Genomic DNA, 17,601 nt, shown 5'->3' with positions numbered 1-17,601 from the left:
TAAATATGCTACTATATAGCCACAATGCTTACAGTAAAGAAAAAACAAACAGTTATAAAAAAGAGCCAGGTTCATGAAAAGGACACTGGTTCACCAGAAGTGCAGATAGCTATCCTATCGGCTTCTATTGACGAACTTACAACTCATCTTAAAAAACACAAGAAAGATGACCACTCAAGACGAGGACTCATCAAAATGGTTGGAGACCGCAGATCACATCTTAAATACCTCGAGAAGAAAGATAAGACACGCCACGCTGCAGCTGTTAAAAAGATAAAAGAATAAAAAATATCACTCGAGAAATCGAGTGATATTTTTTATACACTCCTTATTTATATACATTCTGCTACACTATATGTAGCAAACTTTGAGCATTGAATATTTTATTACAATTAGAAAAAACATTTTATGGCAGTTATTAAACACTTAGAACAGCGCGTAGCAGTATTTATTGATACGCAAAATTTATATCATAGTGCAAAAAATTTATACAAAGCACGTGTAAACTTCGGTGCAATATTAAAAGACGCAGTAGGAGGTCGCAAGCTTGTGCGCGCAATTGCATATGTAATTAACACAGAAGCAGGGGACGAGAAAAATTTCTTTGACGCACTTACTAAAATGGGCATTGAGACAAAAACCAAAGATCTCCAGATATTCGTTGATGGTGCTAAAAAGGGCGACTGGGACGTGGGCCTTGCAGTAGATGCAATCACTATGGCTACAAAACTTGATGCAGTGATAATCGTATCTGGTGATGGAGACTATGTACCACTTGTAGAATATCTACAGATACACTCTGGTGTACAGGTAGAAGTTGTATCATTTGGTAAATCATCTTCAATGAAACTAAAGGAAGCAGTAGACGACTTTATGGATCTATCAGAAAACCCAAGAAAATATCTTATCGGAAGTCTAGGAAGACAGAGAAGATAAAAAACAAAAGCCCTCAGAAAGGGCTTTTGTTTTTTATCAAAGTTTTGTTAGTCTAAATATATTAGAAAATAACAGAATATCTTCAGACATGTAGTAATGAAAGCGCGCCTGCTTCCATACTAAAGTTTGGAGGTGTTCATAAAAAATATATGCACAAAAAGGAATACAAATTGAATATTGCAGGCAGGGAAATCGTAGCAATATTCTCCGATTTGGCTGACCAAGCACATGGTTCAGTCATGCTCAAATGCGAAGACACGGTCGTGCTTGCTACAGCAGTCATGGGTAAAGATGGCAAAAATAATCCAGGATTCTTCAATCTCACAGTTGAGTACCTAGAGAAGTTCTATGCGTCTGGGCAAATTCTTGGAAGCCAATTTACTCGTCGCGAAGGCAAACCTTCAGATAAGGCGATACTTGCGTCACGTGTTATAGATAGAACTATTAGACCGCTTTTTTCTCATCATATTAAAAATGCAGTTCAAGTAATCGTAACAGTTATTGCGGTTGGAAAATCAGACCCAACAATACTTGGAGTAAATGCGGCCTCACTAGCAATAGCCACTTCTGATATACCATGGCGTGGACCTGTGGGATGTGTGCACATTGGAAAACCAAAAGGAACAGAGGATGTGGGGGTTGATCTATATATCGCACCAGATGGAGACAATAAATATGATCTTGATCTAACTGTATGTGGTAGAGATGCTCATGTAACAATGATTGAGGCAATGGCAAGTGAGGTTAGTGAAACAGAGCTTGGGAATGCACTTGATTTAGCAATGAAGCATATAACAGAAATTGAATCTTTCCAGAAAAAAATTGTTTCTGAGATCGGCAAAGAGAAGAAGTTTTTTTCTGAACCAGTTGTTCCACAAGAAATAGTAGATATGTTTCACAACCAAATAGAAGACAAGATGGAGGCAAGCTTGTTCAACAAAGATAGCAAAAGGACAATTCACGAACTTGAAGACACTTGGATAAAAATACTCGATGAAAAATACGGAAGCGCTGATGAAAATAAGGATGTTGTATCAATAGCAAAAGACTATTTTTCTGACAAAGTAGACCAGGAGTTGCATGATGGTGCAATCAACAAAAATAAACGCGCTGATGGAAGAGGTATGGATGAAGTTAGACCCCTATTCTGTGAAGCAGGAGGTGTATCAAGTGTGTTACACGGAACAGGAATATTTTACAGAGGAGAAACTCATGTACTTTCAGTGTTAACACTGGGGGGACCAGACGATGCTTTCGTTCAAGATGGAATGGAAGTAAAAGGTGAAAAACGTTTCATGCATCATTACAATTTTCCTCCATATTCAGCCGGTGAAACAGGTAGATTGGGTGGAATCAATCGTCGTGAAATGGGTCATGGTTTTTTAGCAGAAAAAGCACTCACTCCTGTTATTCCAAATAAAATAGACTTTCCATATACAATACGTGTTGTTTCTGAATCTATGGCGTCAAATGGATCAACATCACAGGCCTCAATTTGTGCATCTTCGATAGCGCTGATGGATGGAGGTGTTCCGATATCTTCTCCTGTTGCTGGTATAGCAATGGGATTGATGCTATCTGCAGAAGACAGCACTAAGTACAAAATACTTACTGATATTCAAGGACCCGAGGATCATTATGGAGACATGGATTTCAAGGTTGCTGGTACAAAAAATGGAATAACAGCAATACAGCTTGATATAAAATTGGATGGAGTTCCAGTAAAAATATTGAAGGAATCTCTAACTCAATCAAGGGCTGCTCACAAAACAATACTTGAAGAAATAAACAGAACAATTGAAAAACCTAGATCTGATATTTCACCAAATGCCCCAAAGATTCTCGTAACAAAAATAAAGCCAGATCAAATAGGTATGGTTATTGGAGGAGGTGGTAAAACAGTTAATAAGATCCGCGAAGATACTGGAGCTGAAATAACCATTGAAGACGACGGAACAGTTTTCTTAACAGGAAAAAATGGTGCCGCAGAAAAAGCGAGAGATATAGTAGAAGCGATGACGCACGAATATGTGGTCGGAGAAGCATTCACAGCTAAGGTAATAAAAATAATAGAAGTAGGTGCAATAGTTTCATTCAATAATGGCGGAGGTGAAGGATTGGTACACATATCAGAAATAGCCCCATTTAGAGTAAGCAGGGTAACTGATGTTTTGAAAGAAGATATGGAGGTTCCAGTTAAGGTTGTGGGAGTGGATAAGGAAAGAGGAAGAATAAGCTTATCTATAAAAGAAGCTGATAGAAATTTTATAAAAAACCCATATCCTCCTGTTGAACCTAAAAAAGAATAACTAATCAATTTAAAAACCAGATAAATTATCTGGTTTTTAAATTGAATAAAATAAGATACTATTAGGTAAATGGAAATAAATCCACTCGAAATAAAAAAGGAGTTGAGTAAAGACCCTGCACAAACAGGTTCTTATTCTGACCTAAAAACAATAAGGACATATGCGAGCGATATGGCAAAAGCTTTAAACGACCAACAGGGTTCGGTAATAAAGATAGCCATGGCTGAACATAAAAAGAAAGAATCTGATTTTGAAAATATTTCTCCAGTGTCTAAAAAAAACCGAGGTTTAATAATAGGAAGTGTGCTAATGATACTTCTTGGAGTAGGTATTGTATTTTATGCATTTTTAAGTAAAAAGAACGAGGTTGTTGTTGTAGACAAAAAACCAGTTATTCAATCTATAATAGTTTCTGAATCAACAGAAGAAGTGAGGGTGGAAGATGTTTTAACTTCAAAACAATTTTCTGATTCTATATCTGTTCTAAAAGAGCGCGACAGGGTGAATGGTATTGTTAATATAATATTCACAAATCCTACAGATACTGGGAGCAGACTTATAACAATAGAAGAGTTAATAAAAAAAATGGAAGGAGATGTGGAAGGGTATTTTATTAGAGCACTAACAAACAGTTATATGTTTGGGATACATACCCGAGAAACAGAAAGTGAGTTCTTCTTGATATTAAAAACAACATCTAGAGAAACTGCGCTGGCAGGAATGCTTGAGTGGGAGAATAAAATGTTTGATAATTTTTATGGAATACTTGGCATAACACCAAGCGGAGAAAATAATTATCTTTTTTCTGAAAAGTTTAATGACATTGTAATCGAAAATAGAGATGCCAGGGTTTTGTATGATAAAGATAGAAAACCTGTGCTTATGTATGTATTTATAAACACCGATTCAATTCTTATAACAGAATCTGTAGAAACAGTAACGGAGATTATAAATAGACTGGATGCTGGATTTGGAAAATAGGTTGATTTACTATTAAATTTAAGCATGTTATTATACGTTCACAATGAAAATAGATATGAAATATTTTAAAGAAAAACTAGAGGGCGAACAAGCAAATTTATTGGGCGAATTAAAGGGACTAGGTGCTATTAGAAACCCTGAAACAAATGACTGGGACGCGATTCCAGAAGAATCAGTACCTGAAGCAGATGAAAACGACAGAGCTGACAGGACTGAGGATTATGAAGAAAAAACAGCTTTGGTGAATACGTTGAAAAATCGCCTACATGATGTTGAGGATGCATTGGGTAAAATCGGGAAAAGTAGTTTTGGTAAATGTGAAGTTTGTGGAGAAGATATAGAAAAAGAAAGATTAGAAGCAAACGCAGCTGCTCCAACTTGTATAAAACACATAAATAACTAACAAAAAAACGCGATATATCGCGTTTTTTTGTTTACTTTTTTAAAAAATGATTTTAAAATTAATAAATGTCCTTTGCGCGTGTATATACAGCACAAATAAATCTACTAAAAGGTCAGCTTGTAAATGTAGAAGTTGATATTTCAAGTGGCTTACATGCTTTTTCAATTGTAGGACTACCTGACAAGGCAGTCGAAGAAGCTAGAGACAGAGTAAGTTCTGCTATAAAAAACTCTGGTTTTACATCTCCTAAAAGCAAAAATCAAAAAATTGTCGTTTCTCTTTCTCCTGCAGATACAAAGAAAGAGGGCTCTTTTTTTGATGTTGCTATATCTCTTGGATATCTTTTGGCGAGTGAGGATATATCATTTAATGTTGATAAAAAAATATTTCTAGGAGAATTATCTTTAAATGGGGATGTTTTACCTATTAGAGGTGTTTTACCTTTGGTTATGTTGGCCAAATCTGAAGGTTTTGAAGAGCTTTATGTTCCAAAAGAAAATGCAAAAGAAGCAGCTCTAATAGAAGGTATTGATATTTATGGGGTTTCTACATTGAAAGAACTGATTACACACCTTACAGATAAAAACGTATCCATAATAAAAGAACCTATTACTCCGATAGAGGATATAAATGATGAATCTTCTGTTGATCTTGCAGATATAAAAGGTCAAGAAAGTGCGAAAAGAGGACTGGAGATTGCAGCTAGTGGAGGGCACAATATAGCTATGTATGGACCACCAGGAACCGGAAAAACAATGCTTGCCAGAGCTTTTAGATCATTATTACCGAGTCTTTCAAAAAACGAAGCACTAGAAATAACTAGCATATATTCAATTGCAGGAAATCTAAAAACACCTGTTATAACAAAAGCCCCTTTTAGATCACCTCACCACACATCTTCTTATGTTTCAGTTATTGGTGGGGGAGCTACACCTAAACCAGGCGAAGTAACACTGTCACACAGAGGGGTTCTTTTTTTGGATGAATTTCCAGAGTTTGATAAAAGAGTCATAGAATCATTGAGACAGCCACTTGAAGATAATTTTGTTTCAATATCTAGAGCAAAAGGAACCGCTATTTTCCCTTCAAATTTTATACTTATTGCAGCAATGAATCCTTGCCCTTGTGGTTTCAGAGGATCAAAAAATAAAGAGTGTGTTTGCACGGCGGGGGATATAGCCAGGTATCAAAGAAAATTATCTGGACCAATAATGGATCGTATTGATATTTGGGTTGAAGTTGGAAGTATTGAATACGATAAATTAAATAGTAAAAATGATTTATCCGAAAATACAGAATCTGTTCGTAATAGGGTAGAAAAAGCTTATAAAAAGCAGTTTGTTAGGTTTAGTGGGGAGAATGAAAAGATAAACAGAAATTCTGACATGGGAGCTAAGGATATATCAAAATATATTTCTTTAGAAAAAGATGTTGAGGGTATTTTAAATCAAGCGGCAAGTAAATTAAATTTATCCGCCCGCGCGTATCACAGGGTTTTAAAACTTGCTCGTACTATTGCAGATTTAGATGATAGTGAAAAAATTGATAGTAAACATATATTAGAAGCGATACAATATCGCCCAAGAATAACATAAAACACCGACAGATCGGTGTTTTATGTTATATATTTCCTACGTATTTTATTACAACTCTTCTATTCAGTCCGGTTCCAGTAGATTCTGTTTTTATATCTGATTTATTTTCTAAAAATGTATGTATTATTCTTCTGTCAAAAGAGCTCATTGGGTCTATTTCTACGCTTGATTTAAAATATCTTGCCCTTTCTGCCATCATATGAGCTATTGTTTTTATGTTTTCTATTCTGTTCTTTTGATAATCATTGACATCTATTAGAACATTTAAAAACTGTATATTTTCTGGATTTTTAGATTCCACAATCTTTCTGAAAAGATAGTTTATAGCCTTTAGAGTTTCACCATCTTTACCTATTAAAAGCTTAGATTCTTTGGTTTTTATCTTAAACCAATAAACCCCAGATTCTTCATCTAAATAAAAATCTACTTCATCAAAAGGGATGTTTATTAATTCTATAATTTCTCCTATTATTTTTTTTAAATCATCCGGTTTCATTTTTATATCTTCAAAAGATCTTCTTTTTTTATCAAACCAGCCCTTGATCTAATTATAAGCTCTTGAATTATTGTAATAATATTACTAGCAACCCAATATAGAGCTATTGCAGCAGAAACACTGTAGGCCACAAAGGTTATGAAGAATGGTAATATGTATTTCATTTGAAATTGCATACTTTTTGCTAATTGACCTTTAAAAGAAACATCATTTGGATCCGCTGGTTTTATCATAGATGTGCTAATTTTCATTTGTATAAATTGTGTAATACCAGCAAGAACTGCAAATATAATACTTTTTTCTTCTAGATTTATACCTAAAAACATAGTTGATAGGTTTTCTGGTATATGAACAAAAGAATATAGAACCCCAGTACTAGATTCTATCCCTCTTAGAAATACTTGGTATAGAGCTATGATTATAGGTAATTGTATTAATATAACCAAACAACTAGAAAATGGGTTTACATTGTTTTTTTTATATAATTCTAGTGTTTTTTTAGACTGTTCTGTTTTATCTGGATAGTCTTTCTTTATTTTTTCTATATCGTCATTTAGTGCATATATTTTTGCTTGGCTTAATATAGATTTTTTTGTAAGAGGGAACATTATAATCTTTACTATTAGAGTAAGAGTTATAACAGCAAGTCCTATACCTCCGAAAGTGCCTGTAAAAAATACGAGTGCGTTATATAACGGCTCGTAAAATATAGTTGTCCAAATATTTGATAGCATTAGTCAATTGTATATATAAACACTGAAATTGCAATCTATTTATGGAACTGGATCAAAGTGTTTTTTTTGCCAAGGATGACAACGTAGTATACGTTTTAGGCCTAGAAAAGAGCCTTTTACCAGACCATGTTTAATAATTGCTATTCTTGTATATTCTGAGCAAGTAGGGCTAAAAACACATACAGGTCTATTTATTAAGCCTATTTTATGAGGTAAGCCAGTGTCGGGGGATATATATTTTTGATAAAAATCAATAATTATATTGATAATTCTATCTTTATTTTGCTTTTTTAAGTGCATTTATAAGGGTTTTTTCTATATCTTCTAGTAAAACACTAGGTTTTTCTGGTATTGGGCCTTTTATGAAAATAACGATCTCTTTATTAGAAATATCCTTATTTTTAGGCCTTAAATAGTGATATATTATTCTTTTTAATCTATTTCTGTCTACAGCTTTATTTAAAACCTTTTTAGATACAACAATAGCTATTTTGGCCTTTAAATTAAGGCTATTTTTGATAGTAATTCTATTATAAAGACCAAAAAAACCTGATTTTTCCTTGAAAATAGGGGATTTTTTTGAAATCTTTTGGGATTTAGGAAACATTACTACTATACAGTTAGCTTTGCTCTGCCTTTTTGACGTCTTCGGGTAAGTATTTTTTTACCGTTTTTTGACTTTATTCTGTTTCGAAAACCGTGAGTTTTGGCTCTCTTTTTCTTCTTTGGTTGGTATGTTTGTGACATGCCTTGCATCATACATTAAAAGGCTTTTTTCGGCAAGAATCTGTTTTATTTTTTATTAGATATTATTAACAGTTTATACACAATTCTAGTTTTATTTAAGGGCTTTTTATTATGTATCTGTAGACTATAATAGACTAACTAAACATATGGGAGAAAATAAACAACTTTGGGAAACATGCCTATCTGAGATTGAACAGTCTGTTTCTAGGGCTAATTTCAGCACTTGGTTTAAAAATACTTCTATTACTAAACAAGATTCGGGAACTGCTTATGTTGGAGTACCTAATGAATTTGTTAAAGATTGGCTTTTCAATAAATACCATAAATTGATATTAAAAACTCTTATGAATCACTCCGAACATGTTCGAGGTGTTGAATTTGTAATAGTAAAACACGATATAAGACAAAAAATAGAAGAGGTTGAACAAAAATCTATGTTAAATAAAGAATTGCCTTTAGCAGATCTTTATATAAACAAAGAGGATAATTTAAACCCTAGGTATATATTCGATGGTTTTATAGTTGGAGGTTTCAATGAATTAGCTTTTGCTGCTTCACAAGCTATTGTAAGTAAACCAGGAACAAGTTATAACCCATTTTTCGTATATGGAGGAACAGGGCTTGGTAAAACACACTTAATTCAAGCAATAGGGAACACAATAAAGACAAAATACCCTGAAAAAAGAGTACATTACATAACCCTTGAAAAATTTGCCACAGATTTAATAACTTCTTTTCAAACAAATAAAGCAAACTCTTTCAAAGAGAAATATAGGAAGTATGATGTTTTAATAATTGATGATATTCAGTTTGTAGGGAAGATGGAAAAGACCCAAGAAGAGCTTTTCCACACTTTTAACACTTTCTACGAGAACAATAAACAAATAATATTTTCTTCAGATAAACATCCAAACTATATTCCTGGTCTAGAAGATCGTATGAAGTCTAGATTCCAAGCTGGAATGATTATTGATATAGGTGAGCCAGAATATGAAGCAAGACTAGCTATACTTAAAGCCAAGGTAAGAGATCAGGGTGTTCCTATAAATGACGATGTTGTAGATTTTATAGCTTCATCTATAAATGGATCTATTCGAGAACTTGAAGGAAGTTTGAACGCTATTGTTTGTCAAACTAGGTTGAAAAATAAAGAGATTTCATTAACAGAAGCTAAAAATCTAATAAAAAACAACATTAGACCTAAGAAAAGTGTTTCTATAGATGAAGTAGTTAAGATTGTTACTCAATTTTACAATATAGATGAAGCTACAGTTTATGAAAAAACACGCAGAAAAGAGATTGTTAAAACCAGACAGATGATAATGTATCTTCTTCGTGAGGATTTTAATGTTTCATATCCTCTAATAGGTCAAAAATTGGGCGGTAAGGATCATACAACAGTTATACATTCATTCTTGAAGATAAAAGAAGATTTAAAAACAAACCAAACTCTTGTACAAGAATTAGAACAGATAAGAGTTATGTTTAAATAATGTTAATAACTATCTGAAATGTGTACATAAATAATTAATAAGTATATATAAAGTTTAGTTTATTGTTAGATATAAAATTAAATGAATTTAAATTAACTTAAAAATATAATAAATAAATTCAAAATTACTTTATATACCAACATAAAACATAGATATCCACATATCCACAGGACTAATATAAGTATTTAATTAAATAAATAAAAAATACTATGAATATAACTACTAGTGCAAAAAGAATAAAACAAGCAATCCAATTAACAGAGAGAATTACAGGTAAAAATCTAACTTTACCTATTTTAAGTTCTATTCTTATAATTGCTTCTGGTAAAACACTTAAGTTTAGATCAACAAACCTAAGTTTAGGTATAGAGGTTGATATTCCTGTAAAGGTTAACAAAGAAGGTGTTGTAGCTGTAAGAGGTGATGTTTTATCGCAGATTTTCTCAACAGTTTCAGACAATGAAGATATAGAACTAAAACAAGAAAATGATAATTTGGTAATAATAACTAAAAATAACCAATTATTGATTAAATCTAGCTCATATGAGGATTTTCCAACAATACCTGTTGTTTCTGGGGATAAACACACTTTAAATTCAAAGAAAATAGTTGAAGGTATAAAAGCTGTTGTTTATAGTTGTTCAACATCTGATATAAAACCTGAAATGGCTAGTGTTTATATATATTCTGAGGATGAAAATTTAGTTTTTGTTGCCACAGACTCATTCAGACTTGCAGAAAAAAAGATAAAATCAAAACATAGTACAGATTTTTCCCCAATTCTTATACCTTTTAAGAATATAAATGAAATAGTGCGAATACTTGAGACTACAAACGAGGATGTAGAATGTGTTATTAGTAAAAATCAAATATCTTTTATTTTTGATGGTATTTATATAACCTCAAGAATAATAGATGGTGTTTTCCCAGATTATAAACAAATAATTCCAAAAAACTTTACAACAGAAGTTGTTTTATTGAGACAAGATTTCCTAAATGCTTTAAAAATATCAAATATTTTTTCTGATAAATTTAATCAAATAACTTTCAATATAGATCCTAAAAATAAAATATGTGAATTGAATGCTAGAAATAATGATATAGGAGAAAATAAAACTAAAATTGATGCGACTATAGAAGGTGAATCAATTTCTATGAGTTTTAATTACAGATATATTATTGATTGTTTTCAATCTATAAACCAAGATAGTATAACTTTGAAATTCAATGGAACCAATAAACCTCTTATTATAAAAGGTGGTAGTGATCAAACATTTATATATTTAGTTATGCCTATGAATAGATAAAATGTTCAATAATATTGGAGATTTTTTATTAAAAAGACTAGGACCAGCTGTAGCACACAATGCTTTTTTATTAAACATATCTAATATAATTAAAGAAAATACAGGTATTGAAATATCTGAAAAGAAAATAAGTATAAAAAACAAAATTTTATTTATTAAGACAAACCCTATTAGAAAACAAGAAATTTTAATAAAAAAAGATAAAATACTATCTAATATTAAAGATTTGAATTACAAAATTGAAGTTTTAGATATAAACTAATTTATATCTAAAGAAATAGATAAATCTTGTTTATTGTAAACAGTATCATAAACAACTACTCTTAAATTGTGATTTCCTTTTGAGATATTATTTTCTGAAGGTATAAATGTAAAATCTTTTGTAGTACTAGATCCTAAAAATATATTATCTATAAAAATATCAAATTTCTGAAAAGAATAATTTCCTTTATAATCCAAACCTACACTTAAAGGTAGTGTTTGAGAATATTGAACACCATTTTTAGGATTTATAAAAGATGCTTCAGGAATATTTTTTTCTGTATGTATATTGTCATAGGTTGTAGGTATTTCATCTATAGAAACACTGTTATATAAATATTTGTTTTTTATCCACCAATCTTGCACTGTTGTTTCCCAGCGTATGTATTGTGAATCATCACTAGGATTTTCTGGTATAGGTCCTCTAGGATTAGTTTTATTTACCCAGTGTAATATATCGTGAACATTTGTAACTACAAGTTCTTTTCTTGTTTCTTGGGGTGTAAATTCTGTAGCTAATTTACCTGATATAGTGTCGATTGTATAACTTTCTCCACCCATCCACTCACCTCTAAGTATTGGTTTCAATACACTAGGGTCATTTTCGATTATAGGTTTTTCAAAATCTTCTTGAGGAATAGCTTTTAAAGCTATATTCATAAATTCATGCCACATTGGACCAGATATAGAAGATCCTTTTTTCATAGGAGTGTTGTCGTTGTTTCCAGACCATACACCAACAACTATAGAAGGTGTGTATCCAACTAACCATGCGTCTTTATTGTTATTTGTGGTACCTGTTTTTGCTGCTACTTCATAACCAGGGAATACCATAAATGAATTTGAGCCAAAAAGAGGTGTTCTTGCAACATTATCTGCCAATATGTCTGAAATAGTAAGTGCTACATTACTATCAAGCGCACTTGTTGGGTTTTCTTTGAATTCTTCTAAAACCTGCCCATCATGATCTTCTATTTTCAATATTCCATTGTAAGGGTTTCTAATACCTTCATTTGCAAAAACTCCATAACTTGAGACCATATCAAGTAAACTAACCTCTCCGCCTCCCAGTACGAGCGTTAAGCCATAAACACTAGCATTTGTGAGTGTTGTTATACCCATAGTTCTAGCTGTTGTTATAGAGTCTTGTACGCCCGCTAAATACAAAAGCTTAACAGAGGTAACGTTTCTTGATTGACCAAGTGAATTTCTAAGATTTATAGGCCCAACATATTTACCATCATAGTTGTCCGGGCTGTAACAATCTGACTGACTATTTCCAGATAAAGCAACTCCGTATGCATTACAACCACCTTGGAATTCAGTTGGGACATCAAAAAGAACTGTATTTGCTGTATATCCCTCTTTTAATGCTGTTGCATACACAAAAGGTTTAAATGATGACCCTGGCTGTCTTTGTGCTGTAGCTATATTAAAATTCCCATCTATTTCTTTATCAAAATAATCTCTTGAGCCAACCATAACCAGTATTTGGCCTGTTTTGGGATCTATTGCAACCATACTCGCATTACTAGCATTCCAATCAATTTCATTTTTTAGAGCATTTCTCTTAACAATCTCCTCGGCTTGTTCTTGTAGAGAATAATCTAGTGTAGTAATAACTTTTAAGCCTCCATTTTCTACAATATCTTGTCCATATTGTTCTTCTAAATATTCTTTTATAAAAAACACAAAATGAGGTGCTTTTATACCCTTACCTTCTGATATTTTAAATTCAACGACTTCTTCTTTTGCTGTTTGATAAGCAGTCTCATCTATCATTCCTATTTCCAACATTCTAGAAAGAACAGTATTTTTTCTAGCATCTAATTTATCTCTATGTTGTCCAAAAGGTGAATAATAAGTAGGTGCTTTTGGTATTGCAGCCAAATAAGCAGCTTCTGCCAATGTAAGATCTATAGGATTTTTATTAAAAAACGTTTTTGAAGCTTCTTGTACTCCATAAATACTTCCCCCATAAGGAGCATCATTTAGATAAACAGCCAATATTTCATCTTTACTCATAACCCCGTCGAGTTTTATAGCCAAAATCCATTCTTTGAATTTTCTAGTTATTGTCTTTTCTGTTGTAAGTAAAGTATTTTTTATTACCTGTTGGGTTATAGTAGAACCTCCTTGTGAAAAATTTCCACTAAAAATATTAGCAATAACTGCTCTAATAATAGATGTAGGTCTAATTCCATTGTGTTCATAAAAAGAAGAGTCTTCTATTGCTATAGTTGCGTTTTTTACATTCTCACCCATCTGTTCATAAGGTATAACAGTTCGTCTAAAGTCTTGGTGTACGTCATATAATAGAATTTCACCGGTTCTGTCATATATCTTTGTAGATCGAGCAATTTTACGCTCCTCAAAAGACTTAAAGTCTGGTAACTCTATACTAGAAAGCCAAATCGCTCCAATAGAACAAAAGAGCACAAAAAATGTCGCGGTTATAAATAAAATACTTCTTTTTTTATGATTTATATGGAGTTTATTCATATTTAGCAATCATAACACAATATCTATATACATAAAGACAAAAACACCCAAATATGATAAAGTGTTTCTATGAAAGTTATAGTAGATGAAGTAAAAATAGATGAAATATTAAGCCGCGGAGTTCATGAGGTTTTTACAAAAGAAGATCTAAAAAATAAATTAATGAGCGGTAAACAACTGCATATAAAACTCGGTACAGATGTAACTGGAGCATTTTTACATTTGGGGCACTCTGTTTTACATAGAAAAGTTAGGGATTTTCAAGAACTAGGACATAAAGTAACTTTAATTGTGGGTGATTTTACAACGCTGGTTGGAGATCATTCTGATAAGGTTGATATGAGAGCAGACATAACCGAAGAGCAAATAAAAAAAAATCAAAAAGGTTGGGAGAAGCAGTTTTATAAAACAATCATAAAAGAATCTTCAAAAATTAGAAACAACTCAGATTGGCTTAAAAAACTTACTTTTAAAGATGTTTTAAATCTAACAAAACAATTTACTGTATCTCAGATGCTTGACCGAGAAACTTTTCTACTTAGATACAATTCTGGAAAACCAATAGGTTTAGATGAATTTTTATACCCACTTATGCAAGGATATGATTCTGTCGCAATAAAGTGCGATGTAGAGATTGGAGCAACAGACCAAACCTTCAACCTTTTAGCAGGGAGAAGACTTATGGAATCTTTTTCCATGAAACCACAATCTGCTTTAATAATGAAGCTCTTGGTTGGAAGTGACGGAAGACCAATGGGGAAAAGTTTACAAAACTTTATTGCAATTGGAGAAGACCCAAATGAAATGTACGGAAAAATAATGTCTATTGTTGATTCTGTAATATTTGAATATTTTGAACTCGTAACAAGAGTTCCAATGAATAAAATAGAGGAGATGAAAAAAGCTGTTTCAGATGGAGCAAACCCAATGATATATAAAAAAATACTCGCAAGAGAAATAGTAAGTTTTTATCATGGAGAAAAAGCTGCAGAAAAAGCTGAAAGTAGTTTTGAAAACACTTTTAGTAAAGGAGAAATACCAGAAGATATAAAAAAAGTCACTGTAAAAATAAAAATGCCTCTTGTTGATATTTTGATCAAGAACGGCATGGTATCTTCAAAATCAGAATTCAGAAGGCTTATTGAAGAGGGTGCAATAAAATTTTTTGTAAACACAGAAGAAAGAAAAATAATTGATCCTCAAACACTAGTAGAGGGTGATGGTGCTATAAAAATAGGTAAAAAAAGATTTATTCACATAACTGTCCAGAAAAAATAAAAACCCACGCTTGTGGGTTTTTATTTTTTTAATATGCTTCGTCTTCCTCCTCTTCAGTATCTCCCCCGTCTTCTGTAGCAATAACATCATCTATAGATAGAAGATCTTCTGTGTCATCTAGAACATCATCTCCACCTAACACCTCAAGAAGGTCTTCTTCATTTAAGTCTTTTTCTTCGTCGTACATGTACAATTAATTTAAATTTATAAATTAGATCACACCACTTGTGTGCCTCAGGTATTTTTATCAAATGCGATTTGTCTTTGCAAGAAAAAAATACTCATTTTGTGGATAACTTACATATTTCTATATCTAATTGTTGCAGACAGGGTTAGGGCTATTGCAATAGCGTCTATTTCATCATCTTTCATTTTCTTGTTTTCTAAAACTATTAATTTAGGGACCATTTTTGCTACATCGTTTTTTGTGGCCTTGCCGAAACCTGTTACCGCCATCTTTATTTCCATAGGAGTAAATTCGTATATGGGAATATTGGATTTTTGTGATTCATATATGACTACGCCACGTGCCTCAGCTACATTCATGGCTGTTTTTTGATTAACTGTCATATATAATTTTTCAATACTTAAATATTCTGGTTTATATTTAAAAAAGCGACCTGTTTTCCAATCAAAAAAGTCTTTCCGAGAAAGAATCTTTTTTATTTGTCTCAAAACACTCTGAATACACCAAGGATTCTTTTCCTTTTTCATTTTTATCTATTATAGCTATTCCTAATCGATCAAAACCCGGATCTATTCCCAATATTCTCATATATAGATTATGATTTATTGATACCAAATTTACTAATTGACAATTTGAACACATCCTGTTAGATTACAGGGTGTGTTTTCATGGGGATTCTTCAACCGAAGCGCCCTTAAAGAAGGCGTGGAGGTTGAAGATTTTTATAAAAAAGTTCTTAAATTTAAAATAATTTCAAAAAAGAATAAATTCTTTTTTGAAAAAAATTGTTCTTTTCATACTTGAACAAAATGAGGGTTTTCTGGAAACGGGAAACTCTCTATTTTTTTATATCAACTTACCCTGATCTATTTCTTTATATTCAAAACCCAAATGTTCATATGCTTTTTTTGTAGCAACTCTTCCTCGTGGTGTTCTATCAAGTAAACCTCTTTGTATTAGATATGGTTCTACAACCTCTTCTATGGTTGCGTCTTCTTCGCTTGTTGCTGCTGCAATTGTATTTAGACCAACCGGCCCCCCGTCGAATTTTTCTATAATAGTAGTGAGTACAGATCTATCTACTTCTGATAAACCAAGTTCATCTATACCAAGTAGAGAAAGTGCTAAAAAAACAGTTTTTTTGTCCAAATCTTTTTTATGGACCTGTCCGTAATCTCTAACTCTTTTTAGAAAATAGTTTGCTGTGCGAGGTGTAAAACGACTTCTTTTTGCAATTTCAGATACAGCCTCATCGTCTAGTGTTACTCCAAGTATTTTTGCAGATCTATATATTATCTTTGATATCTCTTCTTCTTTATAAAATTCCAATCTAAATGTTCCTCCGGAGAATCTTGATCTAAGTGGAGCAGATAGTAATGCAATGCGAGTTGTTGCTGCGATAAGTGTAAATGCAGGCAGATCAAGTTGTATTGTGCGAGCAGATGGACCTTTACCTATTATGATATCTAGTATCCCAGATTCCATAGCAGGGTATAGAACCTCCTCAACCATTTTGTTTAGTCGATGTATTTCGTCGATAAATAAAATATCACCAGGAGAAAGATTTGTAAGTATAGAAGCAAGATCACCAACCTTTTCTATGGCTGGGCCAGATGTTATTTTTATTTGCCTATTAGTTTCTTTTGCTATTAGATGTGCAAGTGTTGTTTTTCCAAGTCCAGGTGGCCCATAAAACAATATATGCTCCGCTGGGTGGTTTCTTTCCTTTGCTGCTGTAAGTAAAATCCTCAAATTTTCTTTGATCTGTTCTTGGCCTATGTACTCTTCCCAGTTTCTGGGCCGCAGTGTTAGATCAAGCCTAGTGTCTGTATTTTGGATTTTATCTTCCATGCCTGTAAGTATACCCTATAAGCCTGGTAGTTGACAAAAAAATTCTAATATGCTAAGATGTATTCAGTTGTAACGATCTAGGTCGTGCAGGAAGCATATAAAAGCCGATTAAATATAGGGCTTTTTATTTTTGCACCGTTGTCCACACAATGTCCACAAGACGATATTTTTTGTGTCTAGGCAAGTGCATAAGTATACGTATACTTATAAAGCGTTCAATTACTAAAGAGGATATAAATCTCTAAGCAATCAGATGAATTTCTATATGTATTTGCGTAGGACGTTCTGGTACTATTTATAGACCACTGGAGCCATCCTTCAAAAATATGTTACTTACTAGGCCTAGCCTTTTAAGGATTGTTTAGAGATTTGTATTCTTTTTTTATTTTAAAAAACTTTTAGAAAAAACCCACAGAGTGGGTTTTTTCTTTTTATAACTTCAATTCAGTTTGCGGTTAATCAGAGCTTGGTTTCTGGAAAACCCTTTTTTATCCATAATTAAAATAAAAAGAAAATCCCCT

The 17,601-nt window shown here is 32.4% G+C and carries 19 protein-coding genes; 10 read left to right on the top strand and 9 right to left on the bottom strand.

What is annotated here, in order from left to right; translation table 11 throughout:
* Window positions 1–24: 24 nt before the first annotated feature.
* The 6 genes from rpsO (at window position 25) to IPJ63_01490 (ending at window position 6,224) form a co-directional block, all read left to right on the top strand.
* Window positions 25–285, top strand: a complete 261-nt coding sequence (gene rpsO / locus IPJ63_01515) for a 30S ribosomal protein S15 (GenBank protein ID QQR76923.1) — start codon at window positions 25–27, stop codon at window positions 283–285.
* 123 nt (window positions 286–408) lie between these two features.
* Entirely contained in the window at window positions 409–936 is a 528-nt protein-coding gene (locus IPJ63_01510; protein QQR76922.1) for an NYN domain-containing protein, read from the top strand.
* A 149-nt stretch (window positions 937–1,085) separates the two neighbouring features.
* Window positions 1,086–3,245 carry a polyribonucleotide nucleotidyltransferase gene (locus IPJ63_01505; protein ID QQR76921.1) on the top strand — a complete coding sequence of 720 codons (2,160 nt, stop codon included), beginning with the start codon at window positions 1,086–1,088 and terminating at the stop codon, window positions 3,243–3,245.
* Between the two features lie 69 nt (window positions 3,246–3,314).
* A complete protein-coding gene (locus IPJ63_01500) occupies window positions 3,315–4,226 on the top strand; it encodes a hypothetical protein (protein ID QQR76920.1) in 912 nt (303 codons plus the stop codon).
* A 55-nt stretch (window positions 4,227–4,281) separates the two neighbouring features.
* A complete protein-coding gene (locus IPJ63_01495) occupies window positions 4,282–4,629 on the top strand; it encodes a TraR/DksA C4-type zinc finger protein (protein QQR76919.1) in 348 nt (115 codons plus the stop codon).
* Between the two features lie 65 nt (window positions 4,630–4,694).
* The gene (locus IPJ63_01490; protein QQR76918.1) at window positions 4,695–6,224 is read left to right on the top strand and encodes a YifB family Mg chelatase-like AAA ATPase; all 1,530 of its coding nucleotides are present in this window, start codon (window positions 4,695–4,697) and stop codon (window positions 6,222–6,224) included.
* Window positions 6,225–6,249: 25 nt separating this feature from the next.
* Here IPJ63_01490 and IPJ63_01485 read toward each other — a convergent pair whose 3' ends face one another.
* From IPJ63_01485 to rpmH, 5 genes are read right to left on the bottom strand one after another with little or no spacing between them, the layout of a single operon-like run.
* Complete coding sequence (locus IPJ63_01485) at window positions 6,250–6,720, bottom strand: hypothetical protein (protein ID QQR76917.1); 471 nt, start codon at window positions 6,718–6,720, stop codon at window positions 6,250–6,252.
* A gap of 2 nt (window positions 6,721–6,722) precedes the next feature.
* A complete protein-coding gene (locus tag IPJ63_01480) occupies window positions 6,723–7,454 on the bottom strand; it encodes a membrane protein insertase YidC (protein QQR76916.1) in 732 nt (243 codons plus the stop codon).
* A gap of 39 nt (window positions 7,455–7,493) precedes the next feature.
* On the bottom strand, window positions 7,494–7,754 hold the full coding sequence (gene yidD, locus IPJ63_01475; protein ID QQR76915.1) for a membrane protein insertion efficiency factor YidD: 261 nt from the start codon (window positions 7,752–7,754) through the stop codon (window positions 7,494–7,496).
* Entirely contained in the window at window positions 7,732–8,061 is a 330-nt protein-coding gene (locus tag IPJ63_01470; protein QQR76914.1) for a ribonuclease P protein component, read from the bottom strand. Before IPJ63_01470 ends, yidD begins: the two co-directional genes overlap by 23 nt.
* Before the next feature lie 5 nt (window positions 8,062–8,066).
* Entirely contained in the window at window positions 8,067–8,201 is a 135-nt protein-coding gene (gene rpmH / locus IPJ63_01465) for a 50S ribosomal protein L34 (GenBank protein QQR77013.1), read from the bottom strand.
* 146 nt (window positions 8,202–8,347) lie between these two features.
* On the opposite strand from rpmH, the gene dnaA reads away from it, so the two are divergent.
* From dnaA to IPJ63_01450, 3 genes are all read left to right on the top strand, one after another.
* Window positions 8,348–9,694 carry a chromosomal replication initiator protein DnaA gene (dnaA, locus tag IPJ63_01460; GenBank protein QQR76913.1) on the top strand — a complete coding sequence of 449 codons (1,347 nt, stop codon included), beginning with the start codon at window positions 8,348–8,350 and terminating at the stop codon, window positions 9,692–9,694.
* A 209-nt stretch (window positions 9,695–9,903) separates the two neighbouring features.
* A complete protein-coding gene (dnaN, locus tag IPJ63_01455) occupies window positions 9,904–11,001 on the top strand; it encodes a DNA polymerase III subunit beta (GenBank protein ID QQR76912.1) in 1,098 nt (365 codons plus the stop codon).
* Between the two features lies 1 nt (window position 11,002).
* On the top strand, window positions 11,003–11,263 hold the full coding sequence (locus IPJ63_01450) for a hypothetical protein (protein ID QQR76911.1): 261 nt from the start codon (window positions 11,003–11,005) through the stop codon (window positions 11,261–11,263).
* Here the strand turns inward: IPJ63_01450 and IPJ63_01445 are convergent.
* Window positions 11,260–13,764, bottom strand: a complete 2,505-nt coding sequence (locus tag IPJ63_01445) for a penicillin-binding protein (GenBank protein QQR76910.1) — start codon at window positions 13,762–13,764, stop codon at window positions 11,260–11,262. The two genes, IPJ63_01450 and IPJ63_01445, sit on opposite strands and share 4 nt — an antisense overlap.
* Window positions 13,765–13,833: 69 nt before the next feature.
* On the opposite strand from IPJ63_01445, the gene IPJ63_01440 reads away from it, so the two are divergent.
* Window positions 13,834–15,042, top strand: a complete 1,209-nt coding sequence (locus tag IPJ63_01440) for a tyrosine--tRNA ligase (GenBank protein ID QQR76909.1) — start codon at window positions 13,834–13,836, stop codon at window positions 15,040–15,042.
* 28 nt (window positions 15,043–15,070) lie between these two features.
* On the opposite strand, the gene IPJ63_01435 is transcribed toward IPJ63_01440, so the two are convergent.
* From IPJ63_01435 to ruvB, 3 genes are all read right to left on the bottom strand, one after another.
* A complete protein-coding gene (locus IPJ63_01435) occupies window positions 15,071–15,229 on the bottom strand; it encodes a hypothetical protein (GenBank protein ID QQR76908.1) in 159 nt (52 codons plus the stop codon).
* Window positions 15,230–15,339: 110 nt separating this feature from the next.
* Entirely contained in the window at window positions 15,340–15,756 is a 417-nt protein-coding gene (locus IPJ63_01430) for a crossover junction endodeoxyribonuclease RuvC (GenBank protein QQR76907.1), read from the bottom strand.
* Window positions 15,757–16,075: 319 nt separating this feature from the next.
* Entirely contained in the window at window positions 16,076–17,080 is a 1,005-nt protein-coding gene (gene ruvB, locus IPJ63_01425; protein QQR76906.1) for a Holliday junction branch migration DNA helicase RuvB, read from the bottom strand.
* Between the last annotated feature and the right edge of the window lie 521 nt (window positions 17,081–17,601).

The sequence above is a fragment of the Candidatus Nomurabacteria bacterium genome (assembly GCA_016699365.1).
Taxonomy (GTDB): domain Bacteria; phylum Patescibacteriota; class Minisyncoccia; order Phycocordibacterales; family UBA9973; genus CAZLWF01.
Note: the sequence above shows the minus strand (reverse complement) of the source record. Positions and strands in the feature narration are given on the sequence as shown.

Coding starts and splice junctions, on each gene's coding strand:
- rpsO (QQR76923.1), top strand. CDS start 25: ATGCTTACAGTAAAGAAAAAACAAACAGTTATAAAAAAGAGCCAGGTT.
- IPJ63_01510 (QQR76922.1), top strand. CDS start 409: ATGGCAGTTATTAAACACTTAGAACAGCGCGTAGCAGTATTTATTGAT.
- IPJ63_01505 (QQR76921.1), top strand. CDS start 1,086: ATGCACAAAAAGGAATACAAATTGAATATTGCAGGCAGGGAAATCGTA.
- IPJ63_01500 (QQR76920.1), top strand. CDS start 3,315: ATGGAAATAAATCCACTCGAAATAAAAAAGGAGTTGAGTAAAGACCCT.
- IPJ63_01495 (QQR76919.1), top strand. CDS start 4,282: ATGAAATATTTTAAAGAAAAACTAGAGGGCGAACAAGCAAATTTATTG.
- IPJ63_01490 (QQR76918.1), top strand. CDS start 4,695: ATGTCCTTTGCGCGTGTATATACAGCACAAATAAATCTACTAAAAGGT.
- IPJ63_01485 (QQR76917.1), bottom strand. CDS start 6,720: ATGAAACCGGATGATTTAAAAAAAATAATAGGAGAAATTATAGAATTA.
- IPJ63_01480 (QQR76916.1), bottom strand. CDS start 7,454: ATGCTATCAAATATTTGGACAACTATATTTTACGAGCCGTTATATAAC.
- yidD (QQR76915.1), bottom strand. CDS start 7,754: ATGCACTTAAAAAAGCAAAATAAAGATAGAATTATCAATATAATTATT.
- IPJ63_01470 (QQR76914.1), bottom strand. CDS start 8,061: ATGTTTCCTAAATCCCAAAAGATTTCAAAAAAATCCCCTATTTTCAAG.
- rpmH (QQR77013.1), bottom strand. CDS start 8,201: ATGTCACAAACATACCAACCAAAGAAGAAAAAGAGAGCCAAAACTCAC.
- dnaA (QQR76913.1), top strand. CDS start 8,348: ATGGGAGAAAATAAACAACTTTGGGAAACATGCCTATCTGAGATTGAA.
- dnaN (QQR76912.1), top strand. CDS start 9,904: ATGAATATAACTACTAGTGCAAAAAGAATAAAACAAGCAATCCAATTA.
- IPJ63_01450 (QQR76911.1), top strand. CDS start 11,003: ATGTTCAATAATATTGGAGATTTTTTATTAAAAAGACTAGGACCAGCT.
- IPJ63_01445 (QQR76910.1), bottom strand. CDS start 13,764: ATGAATAAACTCCATATAAATCATAAAAAAAGAAGTATTTTATTTATA.
- IPJ63_01440 (QQR76909.1), top strand. CDS start 13,834: ATGAAAGTTATAGTAGATGAAGTAAAAATAGATGAAATATTAAGCCGC.
- IPJ63_01435 (QQR76908.1), bottom strand. CDS start 15,229: ATGTACGACGAAGAAAAAGACTTAAATGAAGAAGACCTTCTTGAGGTG.
- IPJ63_01430 (QQR76907.1), bottom strand. CDS start 15,756: ATGAAAAAGGAAAAGAATCCTTGGTGTATTCAGAGTGTTTTGAGACAA.
- ruvB (QQR76906.1), bottom strand. CDS start 17,080: ATGGAAGATAAAATCCAAAATACAGACACTAGGCTTGATCTAACACTG.